20 protein-coding genes, 1 tRNA gene and 2 pseudogenes are annotated in these 24,761 nt (G+C 56.7%); 12 read left to right on the forward strand and 11 right to left on the reverse strand.

Going from position 1 to position 24,761, the window contains the following annotated elements; genetic code table 11:
• Both ACFWW2_RS14135 and ACFWW2_RS14140 read left to right on the forward strand, forming a co-directional pair.
• Nucleotides 1–102: pseudogene (locus ACFWW2_RS14135) on the forward strand (integrase); the annotation flags it as partial.
• A gap of 548 nt (nucleotides 103–650) precedes the next feature.
• Nucleotides 651–1,730 (forward strand): aminoglycoside phosphotransferase family protein, encoded by a 1,080-nt coding sequence (locus tag ACFWW2_RS14140; protein WP_393928819.1) that lies wholly within the window; start codon nucleotides 651–653, stop codon nucleotides 1,728–1,730.
• Between the two features lie 510 nt (nucleotides 1,731–2,240).
• Here ACFWW2_RS14140 and ACFWW2_RS14145 read toward each other — a convergent pair.
• The 3 genes and pseudogenes from ACFWW2_RS14145 to ACFWW2_RS14155 all read right to left on the reverse strand — a co-directional run.
• Nucleotides 2,241–2,765: pseudogene (locus ACFWW2_RS14145) on the reverse strand (IS30 family transposase); the annotation flags it as partial.
• 263 nt (nucleotides 2,766–3,028) lie between these two features.
• A tRNA-Asn gene (locus ACFWW2_RS14150) sits at nucleotides 3,029–3,103 on the reverse strand.
• Nucleotides 3,104–3,166: 63 nt separating this feature from the next.
• Nucleotides 3,167–4,105: an MBL fold metallo-hydrolase gene (locus ACFWW2_RS14155; RefSeq protein ID WP_393928821.1), complete on the reverse strand. Its 939-nt coding sequence runs from the start codon at nucleotides 4,103–4,105 to the stop codon at nucleotides 3,167–3,169.
• Nucleotides 4,106–4,146: 41 nt separating this feature from the next.
• On the opposite strand from ACFWW2_RS14155, the gene ACFWW2_RS14160 reads away from it, so the two are divergent.
• Complete coding sequence (locus tag ACFWW2_RS14160) at nucleotides 4,147–5,463, forward strand: ATP-binding protein (protein WP_393928823.1); 1,317 nt, start codon at nucleotides 4,147–4,149, stop codon at nucleotides 5,461–5,463.
• Here the strand turns inward: ACFWW2_RS14160 and ACFWW2_RS14165 are convergent.
• From ACFWW2_RS14165 to ACFWW2_RS14200, 8 genes are all read right to left on the reverse strand, one after another.
• Nucleotides 5,460–6,293: a universal stress protein gene (locus tag ACFWW2_RS14165; protein WP_393928825.1), complete on the reverse strand. Its 834-nt coding sequence runs from the start codon at nucleotides 6,291–6,293 to the stop codon at nucleotides 5,460–5,462. The two genes, ACFWW2_RS14160 and ACFWW2_RS14165, sit on opposite strands and share 4 nt — an antisense overlap.
• Nucleotides 6,294–6,314: 21 nt before the next feature.
• A complete protein-coding gene (locus ACFWW2_RS14170) occupies nucleotides 6,315–7,298 on the reverse strand; it encodes a 2-dehydropantoate 2-reductase (RefSeq protein ID WP_393928827.1) in 984 nt (327 codons plus the stop codon).
• Nucleotides 7,299–7,301: 3 nt separating this feature from the next.
• Nucleotides 7,302–8,831, reverse strand: a complete 1,530-nt coding sequence (locus ACFWW2_RS14175; RefSeq protein WP_393928829.1) for an acyl--CoA ligase — start codon at nucleotides 8,829–8,831, stop codon at nucleotides 7,302–7,304.
• A 36-nt stretch (nucleotides 8,832–8,867) separates the two neighbouring features.
• Nucleotides 8,868–10,382: a tripartite tricarboxylate transporter permease gene (locus ACFWW2_RS14180; RefSeq protein ID WP_393928831.1), complete on the reverse strand. Its 1,515-nt coding sequence runs from the start codon at nucleotides 10,380–10,382 to the stop codon at nucleotides 8,868–8,870.
• A 12-nt stretch (nucleotides 10,383–10,394) separates the two neighbouring features.
• A complete protein-coding gene (locus tag ACFWW2_RS14185) occupies nucleotides 10,395–10,886 on the reverse strand; it encodes a tripartite tricarboxylate transporter TctB family protein (protein ID WP_393928833.1) in 492 nt (163 codons plus the stop codon).
• Nucleotides 10,887–10,972: 86 nt separating this feature from the next.
• Nucleotides 10,973–11,950: a tripartite tricarboxylate transporter substrate binding protein gene (locus tag ACFWW2_RS14190; protein WP_393928835.1), complete on the reverse strand. Its 978-nt coding sequence runs from the start codon at nucleotides 11,948–11,950 to the stop codon at nucleotides 10,973–10,975.
• A gap of 603 nt (nucleotides 11,951–12,553) precedes the next feature.
• Nucleotides 12,554–13,978 (reverse strand): type IV pili methyl-accepting chemotaxis transducer N-terminal domain-containing protein, encoded by a 1,425-nt coding sequence (locus ACFWW2_RS14195; RefSeq protein WP_393928837.1) that lies wholly within the window; start codon nucleotides 13,976–13,978, stop codon nucleotides 12,554–12,556.
• 237 nt (nucleotides 13,979–14,215) lie between these two features.
• Nucleotides 14,216–15,808, reverse strand: a complete 1,593-nt coding sequence (locus ACFWW2_RS14200) for a phosphate ABC transporter substrate-binding/OmpA family protein (RefSeq protein WP_393928839.1) — start codon at nucleotides 15,806–15,808, stop codon at nucleotides 14,216–14,218.
• A gap of 616 nt (nucleotides 15,809–16,424) precedes the next feature.
• On the opposite strand from ACFWW2_RS14200, the gene ACFWW2_RS14205 reads away from it, so the two are divergent.
• From ACFWW2_RS14205 to ACFWW2_RS14245, 9 genes are all read left to right on the forward strand, one after another.
• Nucleotides 16,425–17,066: a vWA domain-containing protein gene (locus tag ACFWW2_RS14205; protein WP_393928840.1), complete on the forward strand. Its 642-nt coding sequence runs from the start codon at nucleotides 16,425–16,427 to the stop codon at nucleotides 17,064–17,066.
• 12 nt (nucleotides 17,067–17,078) lie between these two features.
• A complete protein-coding gene (locus ACFWW2_RS14210; RefSeq protein WP_393928842.1) occupies nucleotides 17,079–18,110 on the forward strand; it encodes a TerY-C metal binding domain-containing protein in 1,032 nt (343 codons plus the stop codon).
• Nucleotides 18,111–19,247 carry a PP2C family serine/threonine-protein phosphatase gene (locus tag ACFWW2_RS14215; RefSeq protein WP_393928844.1) on the forward strand — a complete coding sequence of 379 codons (1,137 nt, stop codon included), beginning with the start codon at nucleotides 18,111–18,113 and terminating at the stop codon, nucleotides 19,245–19,247. It begins immediately after the preceding gene.
• Complete coding sequence (locus ACFWW2_RS14220; RefSeq protein WP_393928846.1) at nucleotides 19,244–20,749, forward strand: helix-hairpin-helix domain-containing protein; 1,506 nt, start codon at nucleotides 19,244–19,246, stop codon at nucleotides 20,747–20,749. Before ACFWW2_RS14215 ends, ACFWW2_RS14220 begins: the two co-directional genes overlap by 4 nt.
• 109 nt (nucleotides 20,750–20,858) lie before the next feature.
• On the forward strand, nucleotides 20,859–21,437 hold the full coding sequence (locus tag ACFWW2_RS14225; RefSeq protein ID WP_393928848.1) for a TerD family protein: 579 nt from the start codon (nucleotides 20,859–20,861) through the stop codon (nucleotides 21,435–21,437).
• Nucleotides 21,438–21,486: 49 nt separating this feature from the next.
• The gene (locus ACFWW2_RS14230; protein WP_393928850.1) at nucleotides 21,487–22,689 is read left to right on the forward strand and encodes a TerD family protein; all 1,203 of its coding nucleotides are present in this window, start codon (nucleotides 21,487–21,489) and stop codon (nucleotides 22,687–22,689) included.
• Nucleotides 22,690–22,705: 16 nt separating this feature from the next.
• Complete coding sequence (locus ACFWW2_RS14235) at nucleotides 22,706–23,155, forward strand: tellurite resistance TerB family protein (protein ID WP_393928852.1); 450 nt, start codon at nucleotides 22,706–22,708, stop codon at nucleotides 23,153–23,155.
• A gap of 15 nt (nucleotides 23,156–23,170) precedes the next feature.
• Nucleotides 23,171–24,148 (forward strand): calcium/sodium antiporter, encoded by a 978-nt coding sequence (locus ACFWW2_RS14240; protein ID WP_393928854.1) that lies wholly within the window; start codon nucleotides 23,171–23,173, stop codon nucleotides 24,146–24,148.
• A gap of 13 nt (nucleotides 24,149–24,161) precedes the next feature.
• Nucleotides 24,162–24,740: a TerD family protein gene (locus tag ACFWW2_RS14245; RefSeq protein WP_393928856.1), complete on the forward strand. Its 579-nt coding sequence runs from the start codon at nucleotides 24,162–24,164 to the stop codon at nucleotides 24,738–24,740.
• The last annotated feature ends 21 nt before the right edge of the window (nucleotides 24,741–24,761 follow it).

A 24,761-nucleotide genomic window follows, 5' to 3' on the forward strand; every position in this document is an offset into this window, starting at 1 on the left:
TGCCACCGCCTCAATTCCACACCGCGCAAGTGCCTCGGGTATCACACCCCTGCCGAGATCTTCGAAACCAAGCTGATGGAAATCCAGAACCGATTGGAGTAAAACGACATATCAGGAACTGCACTTCAGCGTGAGTTCACAACTGACGTCACTGTCGGAGTACGTAAATAATGAGACCGAGTTAATTGAGACTGATGTCCCCTAGCATTCAACGGCTTAGTGTTTTTACGGTTTTCAGCAAATTCTCTGACCCATGCGTTACACGTTGATGTCAGCAAGCGGTTTTACGTTCTGCGTCATTGGCACGCGTCGGATACTAACGCAGCCGACATGGCTTTCTAGCCAACCAAGTTACTGGAACAAGGTCCTTCCCTCAATCGTGGTGACCCATAAAGTGCCCTGCCCCGAGACCTACGGCGCATAGCGGTCACTCTCCACCCAATCCGCATGCGGTGCCGCTGCCCGTCATTCCTGCCATTCGCTGCAAATGCAAAAAACAGCTTGTGGAATATCTCGTACGTGCGGAGCAGTCCATTCCTCAGTTCTAGGCAATGGCTTTCCGCACAGCGCGGGAGAATTTGTCGAGAAGGTTGGGTTTGTCTGACGTCAGCGCTTATGGGTCTAAATAGGGTTATTTACTAAGAGAGGATTTGTTGCTCATCGTAGCCACCGAGGAGTGGACGATGAGAAAGACAACGAAGAGCCCTGGCGAGAAGATCGTCAAAGACATGGACTACTCCTTACTCCGGCAGATACCACCCATTCTCACGGCGCCTGGGCACTATCTGGGTAGCAGTTCAAGTGTTATGACATTGACTTGCAATGGCGCCGGCAATCTGTCACGCGCCCTCCAGTACGACGCATTGGGCGAAATCATGCCAGAACACAATATACTGACAGATCGGGCATCTCGGATTGCAGCGCGCTGGGATCTCACTCTAGGCGATCAGCTGCAACATAACAAATCGCGTGCCGTCTACAAGGTTGAGACGGCAAACGGACCGGCAGTGTTAAAGCTCTATCGAAAACTGCACCTCTCTGGCGAGCGCGCCGCAATCCCCTTTCTCAAAGCGCTACCCGACGATATCGCGCTCAAAATCTATCGCGCGAGCCCAATGCGCCGCGCAGTTTTGATGGAATGGCTCGATGGACCTTCGCTCGCAACGCTGATCGCCGAAGGACAGACAGTTGAGGCCGAAGAGCATCTGGCACATGTGGTCGCCAAGCTCGCAAAGGTGAAATTTAAGAATCACCTGATCTATCGCAAGATACGCGAAGCCCGTACACCAAATGCCTTCAAGGCGGCGGCGGCTGCCCAGACTGGCCAGCGGCAGAAATTATGCAAAAAGGTTGCGGAAATTCTGGACGGTCTGCTAAAAACGACCGAGGTTGAGACGGTCATTCACGGCGACTTGCAGTTTCAGCACGCGATACTCACGCCCAACGGGCCACGCCTGTTTGATCCAAAGGGCTTGTGCGCCGACCCGGCAGCGGAATATCGGCTTGTACTGACACCTGATTCTGGGGATCTCACTGTTGATGATTTCATCCATTGTGTTGCGCGCAGGGCGATGCTTTTTGCCGATGCCACGGGCATTGATCGGCAACGGATACTGCAATGGGCCACGGTGGTGTGGGGTGCTGGCGTCATGAATGGCAAAAAAGCACCAAACGGGCCCGATACTGTGGAGGCCTATCTCGAGGCCCTTCTGGATCTGGCGGTATCCTGAGGCCCCTCTGACACATGCTGCCAGCAGCCACCCTTGAACCCCCACCCAAACGCGTCGACTATAGGGACAACCCCAAAGAATCCCGCACTATGGCCGACGCTGCGACTGACGAACAAGGTAAAGCTCAGGTAGATGTCTTCATTTCGCGTTAGCTAGGATCAAGACACAAACTAGCGAAGGACGTTGGATTTTGCTTATGACGTATTGACGAAAGGTTGCAGACACCAAGCTGTCAGATCAGCGGGTTGCAAGTGAATTGGGCAGACCGGGGCGACCATAGAGCGCGCCATGTCGTAGAACAAGCAGCCGACCTTGATAGTAAACCCTGAAAGCGGCCAGTTGAATTAACGTACACCATTGAGCCGCACTTCGCGAGCCATTACATCGTTCTAGCGAAGCTGACAAACATCCCGAACGATAGACATCTAAACGATGTCGGCGAAAGCTCGCTGCTAGCCCGAAGGTACGGGATGCTGCAATTTGCACCAACGTCAGAAAAAGGTGGTGATTTCAACGGATCGCTGCAACACACGCGTTGAACCGTTCTGCTGGCGTTTGGTATCCCAGCGTTTTTCGTGGTCGCTCATTGAGCTGCCTTGCAACAGCGCTGAGCTTTGCTTGGCTATTCATCGACAAATCTGTGCACTTTGGAAGGTACTGGCGTAGCAAACGATTTATGTTTTTGTTTGTGCCGCGTTGCCATGGCGAGTGAGGCTCGCACAGAAAGAAATCGATATCGGTCACCAAAGTGAACGCCTTGTGGCCTGCCATCTCGGTGCCGCGATCCCATGTCAGGGAGCGGTACAGCTCTTTTGGCAGCTTGCGGGACTGCTTTATCAACGCCTGAATGATGCTGTGGCTGTCTTTATTGGTGATCTTTGCCAACATCACAAAGCGCGTGTTGCGCTCGACCGGCGTTGCAATGAAGCTGTTTCCAGAGCCAGTGATCAAATCGCCCTCCCAGTGCCCTGATACAGCACGGTCTTCAATGTCAGCAGGTCTGTCGCGGATGGAAACGGCGCCATTGAACTTGCCCAAGCCACTCCGCTTCAACGTCGCCTGCCCCTGCCGTTATGTTGTCATTGCGTTCCCATGATTCAGGAATGGTGAACTGGCAGTTTACTAACGCAAAGCAGCGCGCTTCGCCAACCATATTTGGTGGCATGCCCTTGATACAATACCGAATGTCGCCTGTCTTCTACAACGTGAAGCAAGCTCCGGAAAGCGCGCCTGCGTTGCAAAAACGAAAAAAGGCTATCCCGAGGATCGCCGTTTTTGCTTTACAACCAAGCGTTAATTGGCTCCGACGGTAGGGATCGAACCTACGACCAATTGATTAACAGTCAACTGCTCTACCGCTGAGCTACGTCGGAACACTCGAGGCCATATAGCAATGCGTTTTGGCCGCGTCCAGTAGGTTTCGACAGGTTTTTGGATTAAGTCTGGTCATCAGCTGCGGCGTCCGAGATCGTGAATTCGGCGGCCACGCCAAGCGCGGGCCGCGCCACGACAATACCGCGCCCTGCGAGGTCGATCAGATGTGCAAAAACGTTACGTTCGGCTGCGGGGAGCAACCCCTGCGCCACATCGGTATACACTACTTTTGTCAAAGCGTTGACGGTCGCAGATCCGTCAGCAAGTGCCTTGATAATCTGGGCCTCGCGGTTGCGCCGATGTGCAATCAGCCACGCCAGCCGCGCCTTGGGATCGGTCACCGGCGCCCCGTGACCCGGGTAATAGATTCTTGCGGGCATGTTTTGCAGGCGATCACAGGAGCGCATGAAATCCGTCAGATCACCGTCCGGTGGTGACACGAGCGATGTGGACCAAGCCATGATATGATCACCCGTAAAGAAGACCCTATCGCCCCAGCAGAAACACAGATGATTGCCGATATGGCCCGGTGTATGCAGTGCCGTGATCGGCTTTTGCGGAAAATCAATCATGTCACCGTCCCGCAGGATGGCATCCGGTTCAAAGCTGCGGTCGATGCCTTCGCCCCCGCCGGTCAGGCCTTCGGCGGCAAGCTGGTTCATGATCTCGCTGCGCCCTGCCCGGCTGTTGCCGAATGCGTGAACCGGGGCGCCGACAGCGTCGCTCAACGGGCGGGCCAGCGGTGAATGGTCAAGGTGGGTGTGGGTCACCAATATGTGGGTCACCGGACGACCCGCGATGGCATCCAGCAGCGCCGCCAGATGATCCGGATTATCGGGCCCAGGATCAATGATGACCAGCTTGTCCTTGCCCAGAACATAGCTGTTCGTGCCCAGATAGGTCATCGGTGACGGGTTCGGGGCCAGAACGAGCGCCAGATCCGGTGCGAGCCGGAAAGGCACACCCGTCCTAGGCGCAAAGGACGCCGCTGCGTCGTTCATCCGTGCTTTCCGTTCGCGCATTCTGCCGGTAGGTTCCGCCCATGCTGTTTCGTTGGATCAAGAATTATATGCCCCGTGGCCTTTACGGCCGGGCCGCGCTGATCCTGGTCCTGCCGGTTCTGCTGTTGCAATTGCTTGTCTCTGTGGTTTTCATTCAGCGCCACTTTGACGGGGTAACACGCCTGATGACAAGTGCCGTCAATATTGAACTGCGCTTCCTGATTGACAGCGTCAATGACGCCCCTGATCTGCAAAGCGCGCGCGAAGCCATTTCAAGACTGGATGCACCCCTTGAAATCTTGACGCTACTGCCTGCCACACCGGGTGATGCCGATATCAAGCCGCGGATCGATCTGACCGGGCAGATGGTAATTGAATCGATCCGTCAGGGCGTGGCCAATGTGATCGCTATTTCGCTGGAGGATCGGCGCCGCGTGCGGATGTGGGTCGAGACCCGCCATGGCATTCTACAGATGGAATTCAGCCGCAGGCGGGTGTCCGCATCCAACCCGCACCAGCTTTTGGTGATCATGGCGGTGATGGGCGCGGTGATGACGGCCATTGCTTATGTGTTCCTGCGCAATCAACTGCGCCCGATTAAACGGATGGCAGCAGCGGCGGCGGATTATGGCAAGGGCCGGGTCGTCCCTTTCAACCCCACCGGCGCCGTTGAGGTGCGTGAAGCCGGCATGGCATTTCTGGATATGCGCAACCGGCTGGAACGCCAGACGCAAAGCCGCACGCTGATGTTGTCAGGGGTGAGCCACGATCTGCGCACCCCGCTGACCCGGCTGCGACTGGGATTGTCGATGCTCGATGACAAGGATGTCGAGCCGCTCTTGCGTGATGTGGACGACATGCAAGGGCTTGTCAGCGCCTTTCTGGATTTTGCCCGCAGCGATGCAGGTGACAGTATGGAGCCTACTGTTCCGCAGGTATTGGTCGAAGACGTGCTGGAGAATGCCAAACGGATGGGGCAAAATGCAAGCGCCGGCGTGATCGAAGGGCCACGAGAAGAGGTTGGCCTGCGACCGCTGGCCATTCGCCGGGCGTTGGAAAACCTTGTCAGCAACGCCCTGCGTTATGGCTCACATGCTGAGGTCGGGGTCAGCGTCACAGAAAGGGCTGTTCGCTTTTACGTCGAAGACGACGGGCCCGGCATCCCGGCGGACAAGCGCGACGAGGCTATCAACCCCTTTGTGCGGCTCGATCCGGCCCGCAATCAGGACAAGGGCAGCGGCGTAGGCCTTGGCCTGTCCATCGTCTCGGACATTGCGCGCACCCACGGGGGCGTGCTGCGGCTGAGCGATAGTGAAAAACTAGGAGGGTTGAAGGCTGAACTGGTGCTGGGCCGTTAGTGGCTCATCAGGACCGGAATTCGGGTCTTGATGGCGATGTCTTGCGTCACACCGCCGATCAGCCCTTCACGGAGTGGTGAGTGATCATAGGCCCCCATGACCAGCAGGTTTGCGGCAACCGCTTCGCAATGCTTGATCAATGTCTCGGCCACGGAATCGCGACCGCGTGGCAGTTCTGTCAGGGTCACAGAAAACCCATGACGCTCCAACACTTTGCACACGTCAAACCCCGGCAATGATCGGGCAAGCGGGGCCCTACCGACCGAAACAATTTCGATCCTGTCGTCCTTTCCCAGAATGCCCATCGCATCAGCGAGCGCCCGCGCTGCCGCGCGCCCGCCATCCCATGCCACCACAACGCGGCGACCAGAAACCTTGCTGTCATTGCCCGATGGAAAGATGATCACCGGTCGCCCGCTATCAAGTGCGATCCGGTCCGGATAGATTTCGATATGGGATTGCCGGTATTCCGGGGTCGTCTCGTGTATGCCCAAGGCAATGATATCATAAAGCCTTGCATAGGCGGCGATAGTGCGCTGAACGGGCCCCTCGCTTTCAATCCAGTGTCTCTTGTCTGCGGGCACCGGCGCGCTGGCCTCGTCGAACTTTTCCTTGATGTTCTGGTTCGACTGTTCCTCGACCTCCATGATCGCGTCTTTGACCTTTTGCGGCATCCAGGGCTGGATCTGTTGCGACAGTTTTGACCCGCCATGGGCAAAAAGACCGGTCAGATGGGCATCATAATGGGCCTGCATCTGAACAGCCCCCGACAACGCGGCTTCGGAGCCGGGAAAGCCGTTATATGCAACAAGAATGTTTTTGATGGCCACAACTTTGCCCTTTCCGTTCACTCAACGTCCGTAAAGACCTGCCGATTTGCCGCGCAACTGGATCAACGCAAGAACAGTGTCGATTGTCGGTGTTGGTGTATTGGTGACGCGCCCCAGTTCCTGAACCGATCCGACAAGCGCGTCGATTTCCATGGGCCGCCCGGCATCCAGATCCTGCAGCATCGATGTCCGGTGCGCCCCGACAGCGGCCCCGCCATCGATCCGGCGATCCACATCAATCGGGAATTTCACGCCCAGCTTCTCGGCAATCTCTTGCGCCTCGAGCATCATGCCGCGCGCAACGGCGCGCGTACCGGGATCGGTGCAAAGCACATCAAGGGTTGCATGGGTCAGCGCCGAGATCGGATTAAACGACAGGTTGCCCCAAAGCTTGACCCAAATCTCGTCACGCAGGCGAGGGCGCACCGGTGCTTTCAGACCTGCCGCGGACAGCGCTTTTGACAAGGCCATGGCCCTGTCAGATTTGCTGCCATCGGGTTCGCCAAGCGAAAACCGGTTGCCTTCGATATGTTTGATGGTGCCGGGTTCTGAAACCTCGGCGGCCGGGTATACGACACAGCCAAGCACGCGATCCGGCCCAAAACCGTCCCATTGGGCATTGCCGGGATCAACCGTTTCTAGCCGCGTGCCTTCCAGATCGGTGCCAATCTTGTGAAAATACCACCACGGCACGCCGTTCACACCGCTGACGATTGTTGTGTCATCGCCGATCAACGGCTGCATCTTGTCCACGACGGGTGGAACCGAATGCGCCTTGAGCGTGACGAACACGTAATCCTGCGGGCCAAGATCGGCGGGGTTGTCGCTGGCCGTGACCGGGACGGTCACCGGATCGTTGTTTTCCTCGATCAGGGTCAGCCCCTTGTCCTTCATTGTCGCCAGATGCGGCCCTCGTGCCACAAGGCTGACGTCAGCCCCGGCCTGCGCGAGCTTGACACCCATATAGCCGCCAATGGCCCCTGCCCCGAAAATACAGATTTTCATAACTTACGCTTTCTCGATCAGGCCCAGCTTTTCAGCCAGGCCGATCCGTTGCATCTTGCCGGTGGCACCTTTGGGGATTTCATCCATGATGATCACCTTGCGCGGCACCTTGAAATCCGCCATGCGGTCCGCCGCAAAGGCACGGATATCCTTATCGGTCGCCTCCGACCCTTCTTTCAGCACCACCGCCGCAGCGACCTCTTCCCCCAGCTTCGGATGCGGCAATGCAAAGGTGACGACCTGAGCAATATCGCGATGGTCAAGCAATACGCCATCCACCTCCAACGGGCTGATCTTTTCGCCGCCACGGTTGATGATCTCTTTCAACCGGCCGGTCAGATGCAGATATCCTTCGTCATCAAACGCCCCCTGATCACCAGTGCGGAACCAGCGTGCGCCATCGGCCTCAAAGAAGTTCTTGGCATTGGCCTCTGGGTTACCTTCGTATCCGGGCGTGACATTGGGGCCGGAGATCACAACCTCCCCTGTCCCGTCGATCAACTTATTCTCGGTTTCATGGGCGATCCGCATCGCCGGACCTGCCGGAATGCCAACCGCACCGGGTTTCTGGGTGCCGGATGCCAGCGGATTGCAGGCCATCTGATGCGCCGCCTCCGTCATGCCATAAGCCTCAACCACGGGCGCATTGAAGGTTTCGTTCAGGGCCACCATCACCTGCGCTGGCAACGAGGCGGAGGATGAGCGCAAGAAGCGGAGCGGCGTTTCCGCAATCACATCGGCATTGCGCCCTGCCCGGCTCAGGATAGCCTGATGCATGGTCGGCACGGCCGTGTACCAGGTCGGCTGCGCCTCTTTCATCCAAGTGAAAAACTGCAGCGCGTTGAACCCCGGTGCGCACCAGATCGATGCACCGGCCGCCAGCGATGCGGTAACCGCCGCAATCAGCCCGTGGATATGGAACAGCGGCATGACATTCATGCAGCGATCAGCAGCCGTCAGTTCAAGCGAAGCGCGGATATGTTCGGCAGAGGCCGCGATGTTTGATTGCAAAAGCGGCACGATCTTGGGGCGTGATGTTGTGCCCGATGTATGCAGGATCAGGGCCACGTCATCGGCGGATGGTTCCCCGCCATCCGCAGCACCCGTCACATCAGAGGACAGGCTGAAATACCCTGCCGTTGCACCCTCAGGCACAGATAGCCGTACAATCGCCATGCCTGCCTTTTGCGCTGCGGCGACCGCCGGGCCATCATCATCCGCCATGACGACAAGCGCCTTGGCTTTCAAATCAGACAGGTAGAAATCATATTCCTCCTCGCGATAGGCCGGGTTCAGGGGCGCCGTGGTGGCAACTAGTGCGATGGTCACAAATGCCGTCGCCATTTCGGGTCCGTTGGGCAGGACGATCGCCACCCGGTCCCCTTTGCCCACGCCCATCCCATGAAGCGACGCTGCCACCTCATCGGTCAGCCCCCGCAAGGCGTCGTAGCTCAACCATGTTTTGCCCGGTGCGCCGATCGCCGGTGCATCGCCCGGGTGACCCGACAAGAGTTCTTTCATCGTTGTGTACATGGGTTCGTCCTTGGTTATTCGATATTCAACTTGTGGTCAGACTTCGGCCCGCTTGCCCCGAAACAAGCGGCGCACATGTTTCAGAAGCGGTAACAGGAAGAAAACGACGCTCAGCGCGATGAAGCTAGCAGAGAGCGGGCGTTCGATAAATGCCAGCACATTGCCCTGCTCGGAAATCAGCGTCTGGCGAAAGCTTTTCTCCATCAGCGGTCCCAGCACAACGGCGAGCACCAATGGGGCCATCGGATAATCAGCCTTGCGCAGAAGGTAACCGGCGGCGCCAAAGCCAACGATCAGCCATACATCATGCATTTTCTGGCTGGGGGCATAGCCGCCCACAATGCACAGGATCAGCACCATCGAACAGAGCACCGTAAATGGCATCCGCAGCGCCCAGACAAAGACCGGGATCAGCGCCAAATTCACCAGCACGGCGGCAAGGTTGGCAGTATAAAGCGATGAGATCAGACCCCAGACAAAGTCGGGTTGTTCGATAAACAGCATCGGCCCGGGTACGAGCCCCCACATCACCATTCCCCCCAGCAGAAGCGCCGTTGTAGGCGATCCTGGAATGCCAAGGGTTAGCATCGGTAGCAGCGATCCGGTCGAGGCGGCATTGTTCGCTGTTTCCGGGGCGGCCACCCCTTCGATATTGCCTTTGCCGAAGGTCTCGGGCTTTTTCGACATCAGCTTGGACAAGCCATAGGCCATCAGCGCGGCCGGTGTGGCGCCCGCTGCTGGCAACATGCCAACAAAGAACCCCATGATTGATCCAAAACTCATCGTGCGCCACAGCTTGTTCATTTGCTGGATGCCCAGCTTGAGCTCTTTGAAGGTCAGTTTGGCCGGTGTGACACTTGGGGCCGATTTAGACGTCTCAATGGTGTAAAGGATCTCACCCACCCCGTAGATCCCGATGGCAAGCACCAGAAAACTCACGCCTGAATAAAATCCAGGCTGGTCGAAAAAGATCAGGCGCGGCTGACCGGAAATCAGGTCAAGACCCACGGTCGACAGGATCAGCCCAAGGCAGATCATGATGATAGTTTTCAGAACGTCATCGCCGCCCAGACCAACGAAGGTCGTAAAGGCCAGCAGCACAAGCGCGAATTCCTCCGGCGGTCCAAAGGCGAGCGCCACATCGGCCAGTGGCGCGGCAAACAGCGTAAACAGGACCACCGATACGGTCCCACCGACAAAAGACGCAACTGCGGCGGCAATCAGGGCCAGCCCGGCTTTGCCCTGTTGCGCCATCGGTCGCCCGTCAAACGTGGTCGCGACCGATGTTGACGCACCCGGTATGCCCAAAAGGATCGAACTGATCGCGCCCCCGTACATCGCCCCATAATAAATCGCGGCAAGCAGGATAATCGCCGAGGACGGCGGCACAATGAATGTCAGCGGTAGCACAATGGCCACGCCATTGACCGATCCAAGGCCCGGCATTGCCCCGATGAATAGCCCGGCGGTGACGCCAAGGATCACGATCATCAGGTTCAGCGGCGACAGCGATGTGGCAAAGCCGTCCGCAAGATGTCCTAACAGTTCCATGATCGGCCGCCCCTAAAAGAACATCGCATAAAGCGGCACAAATAGCGGCTCGGTCAGCCCCTTTGGCAGCAATATCTTGAGGGTCACCTCAAAGAAGAAAAACAGGAAAATCGGGGTGGACAATGTCAATGAAAGCGTCAGCACCCAACCATGCTTGCCAAAGATTTTCAGATACCAGATCAAAAAAAGCGGCAATGCAATATAGGCCCCGCCCCACGGGATCAGCGCAACGGTAGCGGTAAGCGCGATAATCACGCCGATGACAGAGCGCAGTGTTTCGGGGTCAAAAAAGTCGCCGGAATAGGCCGAGTTGCCGCGAAGCGATCTGATCAGAATGCCGCCCGCGGCCAGAAACATGATCGCTGACAGCCAGAACGGAAACGCGCCGCCTCCGGGACCGCCTGTCATGCCGTTCCAACCAATCGGCAATTCAATGGCATGCCACATAAAGTACAGGGACAACAGCATCAGGGCCGCTGCGATCATTCGATCAGCCGTCAACATGATCTCGTCTCGTTTTTATTGGATAGTGGTGAGTGTTGGGGCGCAGCGAAATCACCGCGCCCCACTGGATAAGTTTAGGAAAAGGCTTAGGAGCCTTCGCCCATCGTATTCAGCAACTCAGCATGTTTTTCACGCTCTTCCAGGAAGTAGGCCTGCAGTTCATCACCTGTCAGGAATTCCGCCATCAGCGCCTTTTCCTGGGTGTATGTCTGCCACTCTTCCGACTGGCTGAGCTGTTCAAACATGTTGGTGTAGTAGGCCACAGCCTCTGGCGCCATGTCCTTTGGCGCAACAAACGACCGCTGCATCCAGTAAACCAGATCGTGGCCGAGTTCACCCATCGTCGGGGTGTCGGGGAAGGCCCCAATGCGTTCAGGCGTGAACGCTGCAATCGGGCGCAGGTTACCGGCCTGATAGAAGCCCAGCGCTTCAGACGGGTTGTTCACGGATGAATCGATATGGCCACCCACCAGGTTACGTGCCACATCACCACCGCCCGAGAACGGCACATATGTGACTGAAATGCCAAACTCGTTTTCAAGCATGGCTGTCACGAGGCTGTCTTCCTGGCCCGTGCCAGTACCGCCCATCTTCCAGCTTCCACCAGCAGCGCGGACAGCTTCGACATAGTCATCAAGCGTTTCGATATCGCTGTCGGCATTGACCCACAGCACAAACGTATCAAGCGCCATACGTGCAATTGGTGTGAACTCTTCAATGTCGACACCAATGTCATTGCGCAGTGGCGTTGTGTAGTAGCTGTTCAGGGTCGCCATGATCAAATGGTTTTCGCCCTCGTTGTCAGCCAGATAGCGCAATGCTTCCGCACCAGAGCCGCCACCCTTGTTCACGGGCAGGATCGGCATCGTGGAAAGATTTTCTTTCTGGATGATCGACTGGAACAGACGCGCCAGACGGTCAGCACCGCCCCCTTGCCCGGCCATGATGACCATTTCGACAGGACGATCGGGTGCCCAGTCTTGTGCTGAACTTGTCGTCGCGGTGAAAAACGCAGCGGATGCTGCAACTGCAAAACCAAGACCACGGATAAAACTATAAGTCATGTATTGTTCTCCCTATGACATAGAGGCGAGCATTTCTTCACTAGTCAATTTGTCACGGGGCTAACTCCGCGCCTCTTGCGACCAAGCTTAGGCCAGTTCAACGAAACTACAACTACAAAAATGAAATGTGTGGTTGTGACTCTACTTGTAAGGAAGGCATGCCGCCGCATACCGCATTTTCATGGGACGAAAGATTATTTTATGGGCATCTTGTCTTTAAGCCACTGAATTAAATTGACTTTTAGGCATGACGCTAACCGTCACCTGACGCGAGGGAACGTGCCTTAAAAGAGCGTAACAAGACCTGTTTATGCGCTAACACCGTACTGCCTAGGGCCGTCTCGATATGTCAATAATTTCTGAAGGCAATCCCTGGGTGAAACCACCCCAGGGAGACAGGGGTTTGCATCATATATTCCTCAGGTTGATATCGAATGACGCTTGAGATGACTGTCGTCAGTAAATTGATAGTCAAACGGATCACCTTACAGTTGCACCATCAGAACGAAAAATCGGGCGGCCGGATGAAACCGACCGCCCGCAATTTGGTACTCCGATCTGCACACGCGCTTAGTGGATGGCGCTTGCGTGACGGTTCGTCTTTTACATCAGGCTCTGGATATTGATGCCAAAGGTGATGGCCCCGATCGGCTCGTTCGTAGCAGGGTCGACGATTGGAAGCGATGCCTGGGTCTGATAGAACCCTGTGCTGTCGTCAAACTCCACATCGCTGATGTGCAACCCGCCATCTTCACGGCCATAGGTCTCTTGCCACTTGGCTTCGTCACCCTGCCAATAATCCGATGTCTCGACACTTTGCGCGACATTCAGGCCTTTATTGTCCATGACGAATACTTCTGTCACCAAGCCTGCTGTGGCGTTTTGCTGATCGAGCAACCAGGCAGAAACTGGCCCTGACAACAATTCGGTGATCAGTGGACCGCCGCCCGCATCAGCCTCGGCCCGCCATGTCTGGTCAAGCGCAATGATATCGTCCTCGGACAGGTCTGCATGTTCGACGTTTTGTGCCTTGATCGCGTCAATCAGGTCAGGATCAATGATCCATTGCGACAGCACGTTTTCGGCATAGGCCTGCAGGGGCACCCGATACACCCCTTCCTGCCCCGGAACAGCAATCAGATAGAGCGTGATCGCGTTATTGACGTCAACTTCCAGCTTCTGGGTCAGCTCATTGGAGGCAGCGACCATATCCGCGGTGATGGTGTCACCCGCAAGGGCGGCATCAAAAACACCCTTCTCGGCGCTCCACAGATCATAAGTCGCGCTCAGGCTGTTCTTGACCGCGTCGTTGGGCGGCGGGTTGATCCCGGCATCCGGGAAACCGTCACGCAGGGCGACCAGCGATCGGTCAAACAAGTCGACCGTTTCGCGCAGTTCTTCAACCGTCCCAAGCTCCGGCGCGCTGACCGCAAGGCCGCACATGGCGCGGGTCATACGGTTGACGAAGGTTTTCTGGCGGCTGGCAAAGTTCAGCACAGTCGCGTCGCTTTGCAGCAATTCCTGCGGGTCAGAGTAAACGCCGGAAATGTCAGAAGCCAGAACGACGGTCAGTTCAAACAAATCCCGATAGTTCTGGCGCACTGTCCGCGCGTCGTTTTCAGTTGCCGATCCCGACAACATGTTTTCGGTGGCTGCGCGGATGGGCAACCACGCATCCGTCACCCGTTGAAGCACCTGCAGGTTGCGGTTGTCGCTTTCCGCTGTAGGGATGCCAAGTGCGGTATCACCGTCACGCAGCCCCATCAGAATCGCGTTGAAGTCCGACCGGATACTTTCCAGATCGGATTTTGCGGCATCCTCCTGAATGCCTGCATTCAGCCGGCAGCTAGTCGCGGTGACAGCCTCGCTGAGGGATCGCAGATTGGAAGACAGATAGACACGTGCCTTACCACCTTCGTAAAGATCCGGGTCGAAAACTTGCGCTGTTGCCTGACCGGGCAGCGCAGTGAAGGCTCCAAGCAATGCCGCCATCGCGAGCGCGCTTGCATGTTGAGTTACCTTTAACATCTTTTGGTTCCTGTTTGTCGTCTGCCTGACACAAGTATTGCATCACGGCAGAGATTCATTCCAAGGCCAATTTTCACAGCCCGCATAGGGCTCACCAATCTGCGAGTCATTTCACCTTATGCGTGCAATGCACGCGTCAGGTCAAATGATGACTGTGAGAGGTTTCCTTGGGACACGCGTTGCCCCAAGACACCTCCAAGGCCAGATACGACGGCCGTCAGTTTCCCGACAGCCAAATCAGCCATTGGCCGTCTGGATCCAGACTTCCACGCGACGATTGATCTGTCGACCACTGTCAGAGACGTTGCACGCAGCAGGCGCAACTTCGCCAAAGCCTGCAACACCCATCGTGATGTTGGACAACCGGTTACCGGCGAATTCTTCCAGATTGGCCCGTACCCGTTCGGCACGCGACACAGACAGCTGCTGGTTGTTTTCGAACGCGCCGACATCATCGGTAAATCCGACAAACAGTACATTTGTCCCGTCAGGCTGCTTCTCCAGATAATCGGCCAGGCGTGCCAGATTCAGCATCCCGCGCTGTCCAAGGTTCTGCGAACCCGTCTGGAACCGGAACGTGGTCGACAGCCGGTCATAATCGACCATTTGCGACAGCATCTCGCGCATCAGCAGGCCTTCGAAAGGATCGACATTTGGATCCAGCAACTGCCGGGCACGATCACCGTCCAGTGGCTGCGCCCGCCGATCAACGCCGAGGCTGATAAAGCCAGCCTTTGAAACGACCTCTTCAGCGGGTTCGGAAAGCGCGTATTCGATAAAGTCGGTGACCGACTCATCGCTCGTATCGCTGCGGTTGTAGAGATACAGGAAACGCTGCAGGGCGTATTCTTCGGTCCGGGCCGAGAAGCTGTCGGGTGTCATGCTCAACCCGCATTCGTTGATCAACGTAACCGGCTGTGCGCCGCGTTGGAACGCGAACCCCGAATAACCGATCGCATTCACGTCCGAATTGACGACCAAAGCCATTTCGTTGCTGTCCCGCGCAATGACGACAGAACCGGGATCACGGGGGGCATCATCACCAAAAACCACGTTTTTGAACACGTCGCGTGTATCAGAATCCTCGGCACGGGAAACAAGCGTAATCGGCGCGTTAGCACCGCCCACTTCGGACCAATTGGTGATGCGGCCGCTATAGATGTCGCGCAACTGATCCATCGTCAGTTCGCTCACCGAATTGTTCGGGTTAACGATCACAACCAGTGTATCAAGTGCCAGGATATGTTCCTGGCTGGGGTCGATCATGTTGCCGGCCCCATCGCTGCGCAGCGCGCGAGCTTCCTGCGGCAGGATGCGGCGAGTCGCCATACCGACGGAGGCCGTCTGGTCAAGCAACGCTTCAAACGCATCGTTCGAACTTGTGGATGAAACGAGATATTCGCCCAAAACGTCGCCAAATCCCTGATCCCCGACGATTTCGGCAACCGCACCGTTGCCGTCACCGGTCGAGGTGATCGTCGCTTGCGCGCCCTTTGAGGCTGCGTAGCCAGATAACAGCAAAGGCATCACGCCAACACCGATGGTGTCAGAGCCAACGATCGTAACGTCAGCCTCGACCGTCCCGAAGGTGGGGCAGGATTCGCCTATACAACTGACCCGTGATGCGGAAACACGCAGGTCCCCCAGCGCCGTTTTGACAACATAACTGTTGTCGTCGAAATCGACGAACTCACCAACGATGTTCACCGTTCCGTCAGCGGATCGCAGGGTGACTTCACCGGCCAAACTGGCCGCTGGAACCAGCATCGCGCAGGATAGCGCGAGCGCGGACTTCAGACTAAGCTTTCTTGAGACGTCACTACTCGACATATCTCTCTCCTGAAAATTGATCCTTTCCAAAATACTGGCTAACTAAATTTACTCGGTGGAATGGTCGGACTTAGATTACTGTTTTTCGCGGAGGTCAACTCCGCAACACAACGTCAACCTCCATCCGCATTAAGTAAAAACTTAGGCGGAATTTGGCCAATTTGGTGCTAGCTGCCTTGCTTATGTCCGCCGGGCACCATCTGGCACCAGCCGTTCGGCGGACGAAACGGATGCCTAGCACGTGTCTAGTCGAACGCACGCACGACCGATGCAGATCAGGACGGTGTCGATCCTTGATACTGATAACATTGTGAAAAACTCTCCTTTGGGTTCAAAGTTGGAGTAAGCACAAGCGGTTAATATTTACTAAAGGCGTACATTAACCAAACTTGCCACGCAGTATTGCATGGGCCTCAGCCAAAAAAGAAAAGTCGCGTGCAATGCGTGGCGAAACCAGATCAGCGTCGTACATTGTCCACCCTAGAATATTATTCTATCACGGCCTCCAGAACCCGACAAGGAGACGACAGATGCCCAACTTCTGCCCGATTGGTATCTCAGGGTTGCGTTGGAGCCGAACAATACCCCTGATTGTAACTGATTGCTGAGAGATTTTATGCGCCGCCTTCCCGTCTACATTTTGCTTGATACCAGCGGCTCCATGCGGGGCGAACCGATTCACGCAGTCAACAACTCCATGCAGGTCCTGCTTTCGACCTTGCGGCAGGATCCACATGCGCTGGACACGGTCCATATCGGCCTGATCACCTTCGATCTTGAGGCACGCGTGATGCAGGAACTCACGCCGCTCGACGCCTTTCCGCAAGTGACGCTTGAAACACCGAACAGTGGCCCCACATTCCTGGGCGAAGCGCTGAAATTGGTGCAGCAGAAAGTAAAATCGGAGGTCCGCGTCGGCTCTGACGAAGGCAAGGGCGATTGGGCCCCCCTTCTTTTCGTCATGACCGATGGCAAGCCGTCTGACACGATGGTCTTTAACGAACAGGTCGAGGCGATCAAATCCGCAGGATTCGCTGCCATGGTAGGATGCGGCGCAGGCCCCTCAGCGGATGTGACGGCGCTCAAACGCTTTTGCACCTCAGTCGCCATGTTGGATACGCTCGACGGTCCAGGGTTTGAGCAGTTTTTCAAATGGGTCAGTGATGTCATTGCCGATGGCAGCCGGTCCCAGAATGCAGCTGCGGCTGATGGCACCGAACTGCCCCCGCCCCCGCGCGAAATCAATATCGTTATCTAAGGAGGCAGTCCCATGCGGATGCTCCCCGTCTATTTCCTGATCGATGTCTCCGAATCGATGATTGGCGACACGATGCGCCAGCTTGATGAAGGTCTGGCCAAGCTGTCAGACACGCTGAAAACCATTCCCGAAGCGCTGGAAACCGCACAGGTGTCCATCATCGCCTTTGCTGGAAAGGCCAAGGTCATCACACCCATGGTCGAGGTGGCCAACCTTTATCCACCGCGTCTGCCCATCGGCGGCGGCACCAGCCTGGGTGCCGCACTTGAGCTGCTGATGGAGCGGATTGATCACGACGTGACCCCCACAACGCCCGAGCGCAAAGGCGACTGGAAACCCATCGTGTTCCTGCTGACCGATGGCGTGCCCACTGATAATCCGGGGTCTGCCATGACAAGGTGGAAATCAGACTACGCGCGCAAGGCCAGCTTGGTCTCGATCTCCGTCGGTGGTCGTGCGGATCTCAAGGGCCTGCGCGAGATCTCAGACAAGACCATGATCCTGAACGACATCAGCGACAATGCATTCGCCAACCTGATTACGTGGGTCACTCAATCCATCACCATTCAAAGCCAAAGCGTTGGCATCGGCGCTGCGGGTGACGGCGTGAACCTGTCCAAGAACATGCCCGACGAGTTGGCCGAAGATGACGGGATCAGTGCCGGGCTGCCCGATGACCGGTATGCCGTCGTGATCGGCAAATGCGAAACCAACGAACTGCCCTTCCTGCTGAAATACGAGAAGTCGCGTCATCAGGCTGGCATCTATGAATTCCGGGCCGCGCAGGGGGTCAGCAATCAGTATTTTGAACTCTGCGCAGATGGCGGTGCCATGCAAGAGATGAATGTGCAAAACCTGATGGGCGGGTCATCCTGCCCGCACTGCCCGAACGAAATCACCATGGCCCATTGCGGCAAATGCGGCGGCATCCATTGCCTTGATGTGCGCACCAAACAGGCGGTCTGCCCTTGGTGCGGCGGGGCTGGCACATATGGCGCCTCCGCCCCCGGCGAAGGCTTCAACGTCAATCGCGGTCTGGGATAGATGCCGCCGAGATATCTTGAAGGGCGGCTCAGTCGGGCCGCGACAGTGGGCGAATACTTTGCCGCCGAGTTGCTGGAACCCGCAGGGCTGACACGCATCGAAGTGGATTGGCCGGACGATGCCGATCTGACCTTTGAACAGGACAAGACTTCCGGCAAATGGATCATCAGCGGCACGGTTCACACCGCCAAGATGTATGAGTTCATCTTTCGCGGGACGATCAATAACAAGGATGTGGCGGTCAACCTGCGCCTGCCCGCCAGCCCCGACCCGTGGACGATATGGAAAGACCTGCCCGTCGATTGGGACACCCTGCCCTATCCCAAACCCGATACCGCCAGTTTCCGGGTCGAGGGCGATGGGCTGATGATTGCGGCGAGCCGCCGGGGCCGGTCTCACGCGCACAAGGCGCTGCCGCGGGATGATGATACGCGCATCTATTTCGATGCAGATACCGGCTGGCATATCTTGGCAGTGGCCGACGGTGCAGGCAGTGCCGAGTACTCCCGCCTTGGCTCGCAAACGGTTGTCGAAACCGCCGCTACCGAATTGCCACATCTGCTGGCGACCCATCTTGCCGATCCTACCCACGCCGATCTGGACACAGCGCTATATGACACGCTTGGTGCCACTGCTGGTCTGGCCGCTGACGCGCTTGATGACCTCGCTCGCGACACCGGGCAGCGCCTGCAGTCATTCAGCACGACACTACTGATCGGAATCGCTCGCAAAACAGATGATGGCTGGTTCTTCGCGAGCATCTCAGTCGGTGACGGCCTAGTCGGCCTTATCGCCGACGACAACCCTTTGATGATGTCCGCCGACAATGGAGAATTCGCAGGCCAGACGACGTTCCTGCGCAGCGACCTTTTTGCTGACAAAGCCAACATCGCTGCCCGCATCCACCATCGCACCGTGCCGGATTTCACCGCCTTCATGCTGATGACAGATGGCGTATCCGACCCGATGTTCGTGTCAGAGGCGGCGACACAAGACCCCGCCGCATGGATCGCCCTTTACGATCAAATCGCAGACCTTGATGAAACCGCCCTGCTTGAGTGGTTGAACTTCAAGGTCAAAGGCGAACATGACGACCGCACCATCGCTATCCTGACCCCGCCCGAGACCAAGAAATGATCCGCACCAAGACGACAGACGGCACCGATATCGCCTTTGAACCCAAGCATTTCGCCCAAGGGGGGATGAAAAACGTCCATTGGATAGAAGGTCGGCGTGCCGTGATCGGTTTTTACCGCACGAAGCCCGACCGGCAAGGGATGGAGCGGTTGCAGGCCATCGTCGGCGCTCATCGCAAATCAATCCTCGAAGGGGCCGGTGGCGATACGCTCGCCAGACTGTTCCGCTGGCCCGAGGCGCTTGTCGAATGGAACGGGACTGTGGGCGTGGTCGTCCCGGTCTTCGACAGCCAGTTCTTTTTCCAGAATGGATCGTTCGACAATGATCGGCTGCGGATCAAGGGCAAGGAGAAAGAGGGCAAGTGGTTCGCCTCGGCCCATAACCGCAATACGTTCCTTGATCCGCGCGAGGCGGGCGATTGGCTGGGTTATCTGAAGATCTGCATCCGGCTGGCGCGCGCGGTGCGGCGCCTGCACGCCTCTGGCCTTGCGCATTCAGACCTGTCCTACAAAAACGTCCTCGTCGACCCACTGACGGGTGATGCCTGCATCATCGATATCGACGGTCTGGTGGTGCCTGACAAATTCCCGCCAGAGGTAGTGGGGACGCCCGACTTCGTGGCCCCCGAGGTGGTCGCGACCCAGCATCTGGAAATCACCAACCCACGCCGCAAACTGCCAAGCATGCAGACCGATCTGCATGCGCTGGCAGTGCTGATCTATATGTATCTGACGCTGCGCCATCCGCTGAAGGGACGCAAGATCCATGACGTAAACGACAGCGCCCGCGATGATATGCTGTCGATGGGCAAACATGCGCTCTTTGTCGAACATCCCGATGATCCATCGAACCGGATCAATATCGACCATGTCCGCGAAAGCGAATTGCCATGGGCGGATACGGACAAGATGCCGATGTCACTCTGCGGGCCACTGATCACGGACCTGTTCAAGCGGGCCTTTATCGACGGGTTGCATGACCCCGCCCAGCGGCCCCGCGCGGATGATTGGGAACGCGCGCTGGTCTATACCGCCGACATGCTGCTGCCCTGCACCAATAGCAACTGTACCGGCAAATGGTTCGTCTTTGACAACACCACCACACCGACCTGCCCATTCTGCGCGACACCTTGCGGGAAAGACGTGCCCATCCTGAACCTGTACTCCGCCCGGTCCGGCGAAAGTTTCCGGCCCGACAATTACCGGGTGACGGTTTATGACGGGATCGGGCTTTATGCCTGGCACGCCAACCGCTTTAAATCGCCCAATGAACGGCTTGCCCCCGCCGACCGGGCGCGGCTGGCCTATTTCCAGAAACACAACGGTCAGTGGCACATGGTCAACGAAGGATTGCCGCATATGAAAGATATCGGCACCGATACCGCGATCCCCATTGGCGGCAGCACCGTTTTGGGTGACGATGCCCGCATTCTGCTAGATACGCAAAACGGCGGACGCCTTATTCAGGTGCAACTGGCAGGCACAGCCACAGAACTGTCGTGATTATGTCGCGATTACCCGCTTAAACGCTTGTCAAGTCATCCAGACAGCACTTTAAACCAGAACGTCACGTCCTAAATATCCTCCAAGCAATCATAAAAGGGAGACATCAATGGCCATTTCTCTGTCAAAGGGACAAACCATCAGCCTGAAAAAGGAATCTGCAGGCCTCAAGCGCGTGCATATGGGGCTGGGCTGGGACCCGGTTGCGCCCAAAGGGTTCTTTGCCAAGCTGACCGGTCCAAAAGATATTGACCTTGATGCTTCTGTAATCACTTTTGACGCTTCCAAACAGCCCACCGGCATTGTCTTCTTTGGTCAGTTGCAGTCAGCCGACGGATCGATCCTGCATACCGGCGACAACCTGACCGGTGAAGGTGACGGCGATGATGAGGTGATCAAGATCGACCTAGACCGGTTGGACAGCAACGTCGAAACGCTTGTTTTCTTTGTGAATTCCTATCGTGGGCAGACCTTCAACGAAGTTGATAACGCCTTCTGCCGCATCATGGACGACGACACTCAGAAGGAACTCTGCCGCTTCACCCTGACCGATCAGGGCGCACATACCGGCGTGGTGATGGCGGTGCTGTCACGCAGCGGTGGTGATTGGCAGCTTAAGGCCGTCGGCGCACCCGGCGTGGGCCGCAAAGCGGATGAGCTTGTCCCTGACGCCCTGCAGCATATCTGAACCCCAACAATCACAGCACTTGCACGCACAAGTCTGATAGGGAATTGATATGGTGAATTTGACAAAGGGCGGTAATGCCCCGCTTTCTTCGACCACGCTGCAGGTGACTGTGGCGTGGAAAGACCGCAACCCCAATGCCGAAGAACTGGACGTCTCCTGTTTTTTGCTGACCGACGCCAAGAAGGTCCGCAGCGACGACGACATGATCTTTTACGGACAGCGCCAATCAAAAGACGGATCTGTCCAGTTAAAAGATCTTGCTGTTGCCGAAGGTGTCGGACGCAAAACCAGCTTTGCCGTTGATCTGTCAAAGCTGGCCAGCGATGTCACATCTGTCGCTATTGTTGGCACAACGGCCGCTGGACCGGTCAGCGCGCTTGAAACGCTCAGCGTGACAGCGGCCCCTAATGGCGGAGAGGCTGTCGTCTTTGATATCGCAACGGGCGACGCATCAGAGGCCGCACTGATCCTGGGTGAGCTTTACCTGCGTAACAGCCAATGGAAATTCCGCGCGGTGGCCCAAGGGTTCAATGGCGGGCTGGCCCCGCTAGCCACCAATTACGGTGTGGTGATTGATGCCGCGCCCGCCGCGGCACCAACGCCACCCCCTGCCCCGACACCGCCGCCAGCGCCAAGCCCGGCACCGTCGGTCAATCTGTCAAAGGTCACGCTGACCAAGGACAAGCCATCAGTCAGCCTCGCCAAGAAAAGCGAGGGTTTTGGCCAGATTGAAATCAACCTCAACTGGACCCAGACCGGCGCCAAGAAGAAAGGGATATTCGGATCGCGCGGCAAAGCGATTGACCTTGACCTTGGCTGCTTTTTCGAAATGTCAGATGGTGCTGTCGGCGCCGTACAGGCGCTGGGCAACACGTTCGGGCGGTACGAACAGGCACCGTTCATCGAACTTGCAGGCGATGACCGCACGGGTGAGGTTGCAGGTGGCGAATGGATGCGGATCAACGGCAGTCAATGGCAGCATCTGCGCCGGGTGCTGGTTTACGCGTTCATCTATGAAGGCGTGCCGAACTGGGCCTCTGCCGACGGGGTGATCACGATCTATATTCCGGGTAGTGGCCCGGTCGAGGTCAAGTTGGACGAGGCCAGCAATCTTGGTATGTGCGCCATAGCCGAGATCACGAACGACAATGGTGGGATCAAATTTTCAAGGGAAGTCAGATACTTCCAGGCCCATCCACAAATGAGCGAACACTACCGGTATCCGCTGCAATGGCGCGCCGGACGTAAATAAGAAGGGGATTAAGACAATGCTGAACTGGCTGAAAACAAATGCTGCCGCCGCCCGGGACAAGATGAAAACCGAGGTGGCGAAATACAAGAACAACGATTTCATGGAAGCCGTTGTTGCCGGTTGCGCCCTTGTGGCCGCAGCGGATGGCAATATCAGTTCCGAAGAAAAACAGAAGATGGCGGCGTTCATCAACCGCTCTGAAGAGCTGAGCGTGTTTGACATGTCCAAGGTCATCGCCAGCTTCAACAAGATCGTCGAAGGGTTCGAATTCGACGCGGCCATCGGCAAGATCGAGGCGATGAAAAAGATCACCCGCCTGCGCGGCAATGATGAGGCCGCCCGGACAATGGTGCGTGTCTGCTGTGTGATCGGAGCCGCCGATGGCGATTTCGACGCGGACGAACGCAAGGTAGTATCTGAAATCTGCACGGAATTGGGCCTGTCCCCGTCCGAATTTGACCTCTGATCAGGACTGAATCTGTTGGATCTCTCAAACTACGAACTCTTCGTATTGTCGGCGGGTGCCGTCCTGTTTGGCTTGTATTTGCTGATCAAGGGTGGCGATTGGACGATTGACGCGGCCGTTTTTGTGGCCGAACGTACTGGGCTGTCCCCTTTGTTCATCGGGGCCACCATCATTTCTTTCGGCACGTCGGTGCCGGAACTCTTCACATCCGTAAACGCCAACCTGCAGGGCTTTCCTGGCATATCACTTGGCAACGTGCTGGGCTCGAATATCGCCAATATCCTGCTGGTGCTGGGGGCGACCGCGATTGTCCTGCAGATCGAAGGCAAGGCCAAGGATCTGATGAAGGATCTCGTCATGATGCTGCTGGCGACCGGCATTCTGATCTACGGTATGATGGTGGGCGTCTTTTCACTGGTGCTCGGCCTGATCATGTTCGGTATTCTGGTGGCTTTCGTCGGCTACCAATACGCCACGAACAGCCTCGAGCTTGAGGAAGATGACGACGATGATGAAGGTGGCAGCATCCAAACCATGGGTGTCGCGGTTGCCTTTCTGATCGGCGGGCTCGTCTCACTGGCTGTCGGATCGGAAATGCTGGTCAAGGGCGCGGTTGTCACCGGTACGATCATCGGGGTTCCCGAAGCAATCATAGGCTTGACCGTCGTCGCCTTCGGTACATCACTGCCCGAATTGTCGACCTGTATCGCTGCAGCCCGCAAGCGGTCGCTTGGCCTGATCCTGGGCAATATCATCGGATCCAACACGTTCAATATCCTGTCCATCATCGGCCTGACCGCGATAATCAAACCGCTTGACGTTGTGCCGGTCCTGACCGGGATACAGATGTGGGCGACAGTCGGGGTGTCAGTTGGCTTTGCCATCTGGATGCTGACCATTGGCAAGATCACCAAAACGATGGGCTACATCATGGTCGCGGCCTATGCCGCATTCGTCGCGGCGCAATATCTTGTGCCGCAAATGACAGCATAAAAAGGAGGATTAAATGGGACTTTCACTTCAAAAAGGCGGCAACCTCAGCCTGACCAAAACAGACCCGAGCATGCAGCGGATGGTCGTCGGCCTAGGCTGGGACGAACGGGGCACGGACGGGGCGGACTTTGACCTCGATGCCTCTGCATTTCTGCTTAACGCCACGGGCAAGGTGCGCGGCGATCACGATTTTATCTTCTACAATCAGATGGAAAGCGCCGAAAAGTCGGTGACCCATACCGGCGACAACCGGACCGGCGAAGGTGACGGCGACGACGAACAGATCAAGGTCGATCTGTCCAAGATGGCCGCCGATGTGGAAAAAATCGCCATCACAGTCACGATCCACGACGCCGACAGTCGCGGCCAGAACTTTGGTCAGGTGGTCAATGCCTTTATTCGGATCGTCAACGAAGATACCGGTGCCGAGGTCGTGCGTTTTGACCTTTCCGAGGATTATTCGACCGAGACCGCGATGGTCTTTGGTGAGCTTTACCGCAATGCCGGCGAATGGAAATTCAAGGCAGTCGGGCAAGGCTATGCCGGGGGTCTTGGGGCCATGTGTAACCAGTTTGGTGTGAATATCGGATAGTCATATCTGACGACAATCCGA

The organism is Yoonia sp. R2-816, from assembly GCF_046762905.1.
GTDB lineage: Bacteria > Pseudomonadota > Alphaproteobacteria > Rhodobacterales > Rhodobacteraceae > Yoonia.

Excerpts from the sequence above, each read along its gene's own strand:
- ACFWW2_RS14190 (WP_393928835.1), bottom strand. The coding sequence starts at position 11,950 with ATGACTTATAGTTTTATCCGTGGTCTTGGTTTTGCAGTTGCAGCATCC.
- ACFWW2_RS14155 (WP_393928821.1), bottom strand. The coding sequence starts at position 4,105 with ATGAACGACGCAGCGGCGTCCTTTGCGCCTAGGACGGGTGTGCCTTTC.
- ACFWW2_RS14175 (WP_393928829.1), bottom strand. The coding sequence starts at position 8,831 with ATGTACACAACGATGAAAGAACTCTTGTCGGGTCACCCGGGCGATGCA.
- ACFWW2_RS14245 (WP_393928856.1), top strand. The coding sequence starts at position 24,162 with ATGGGACTTTCACTTCAAAAAGGCGGCAACCTCAGCCTGACCAAAACA.
- ACFWW2_RS14160 (WP_393928823.1), top strand. The coding sequence starts at position 4,147 with ATGCTGTTTCGTTGGATCAAGAATTATATGCCCCGTGGCCTTTACGGC.
- ACFWW2_RS14185 (WP_393928833.1), bottom strand. The coding sequence starts at position 10,886 with ATGTTGACGGCTGATCGAATGATCGCAGCGGCCCTGATGCTGTTGTCC.
- ACFWW2_RS14200 (WP_393928839.1), bottom strand. The coding sequence starts at position 15,808 with ATGTCGAGTAGTGACGTCTCAAGAAAGCTTAGTCTGAAGTCCGCGCTC.
- ACFWW2_RS14170 (WP_393928827.1), bottom strand. The coding sequence starts at position 7,298 with ATGAAAATCTGTATTTTCGGGGCAGGGGCCATTGGCGGCTATATGGGT.
- ACFWW2_RS14220 (WP_393928846.1), top strand. The coding sequence starts at position 19,244 with ATGATCCGCACCAAGACGACAGACGGCACCGATATCGCCTTTGAACCC.
- ACFWW2_RS14205 (WP_393928840.1), top strand. The coding sequence starts at position 16,425 with ATGCGCCGCCTTCCCGTCTACATTTTGCTTGATACCAGCGGCTCCATG.
- ACFWW2_RS14195 (WP_393928837.1), bottom strand. The coding sequence starts at position 13,978 with ATGTTAAAGGTAACTCAACATGCAAGCGCGCTCGCGATGGCGGCATTG.
- ACFWW2_RS14180 (WP_393928831.1), bottom strand. The coding sequence starts at position 10,382 with ATGGAACTGTTAGGACATCTTGCGGACGGCTTTGCCACATCGCTGTCG.
- ACFWW2_RS14235 (WP_393928852.1), top strand. The coding sequence starts at position 22,706 with ATGCTGAACTGGCTGAAAACAAATGCTGCCGCCGCCCGGGACAAGATG.
- ACFWW2_RS14230 (WP_393928850.1), top strand. The coding sequence starts at position 21,487 with ATGGTGAATTTGACAAAGGGCGGTAATGCCCCGCTTTCTTCGACCACG.
- ACFWW2_RS14225 (WP_393928848.1), top strand. The coding sequence starts at position 20,859 with ATGGCCATTTCTCTGTCAAAGGGACAAACCATCAGCCTGAAAAAGGAA.
- ACFWW2_RS14215 (WP_393928844.1), top strand. The coding sequence starts at position 18,111 with ATGCCGCCGAGATATCTTGAAGGGCGGCTCAGTCGGGCCGCGACAGTG.
- ACFWW2_RS14210 (WP_393928842.1), top strand. The coding sequence starts at position 17,079 with ATGCGGATGCTCCCCGTCTATTTCCTGATCGATGTCTCCGAATCGATG.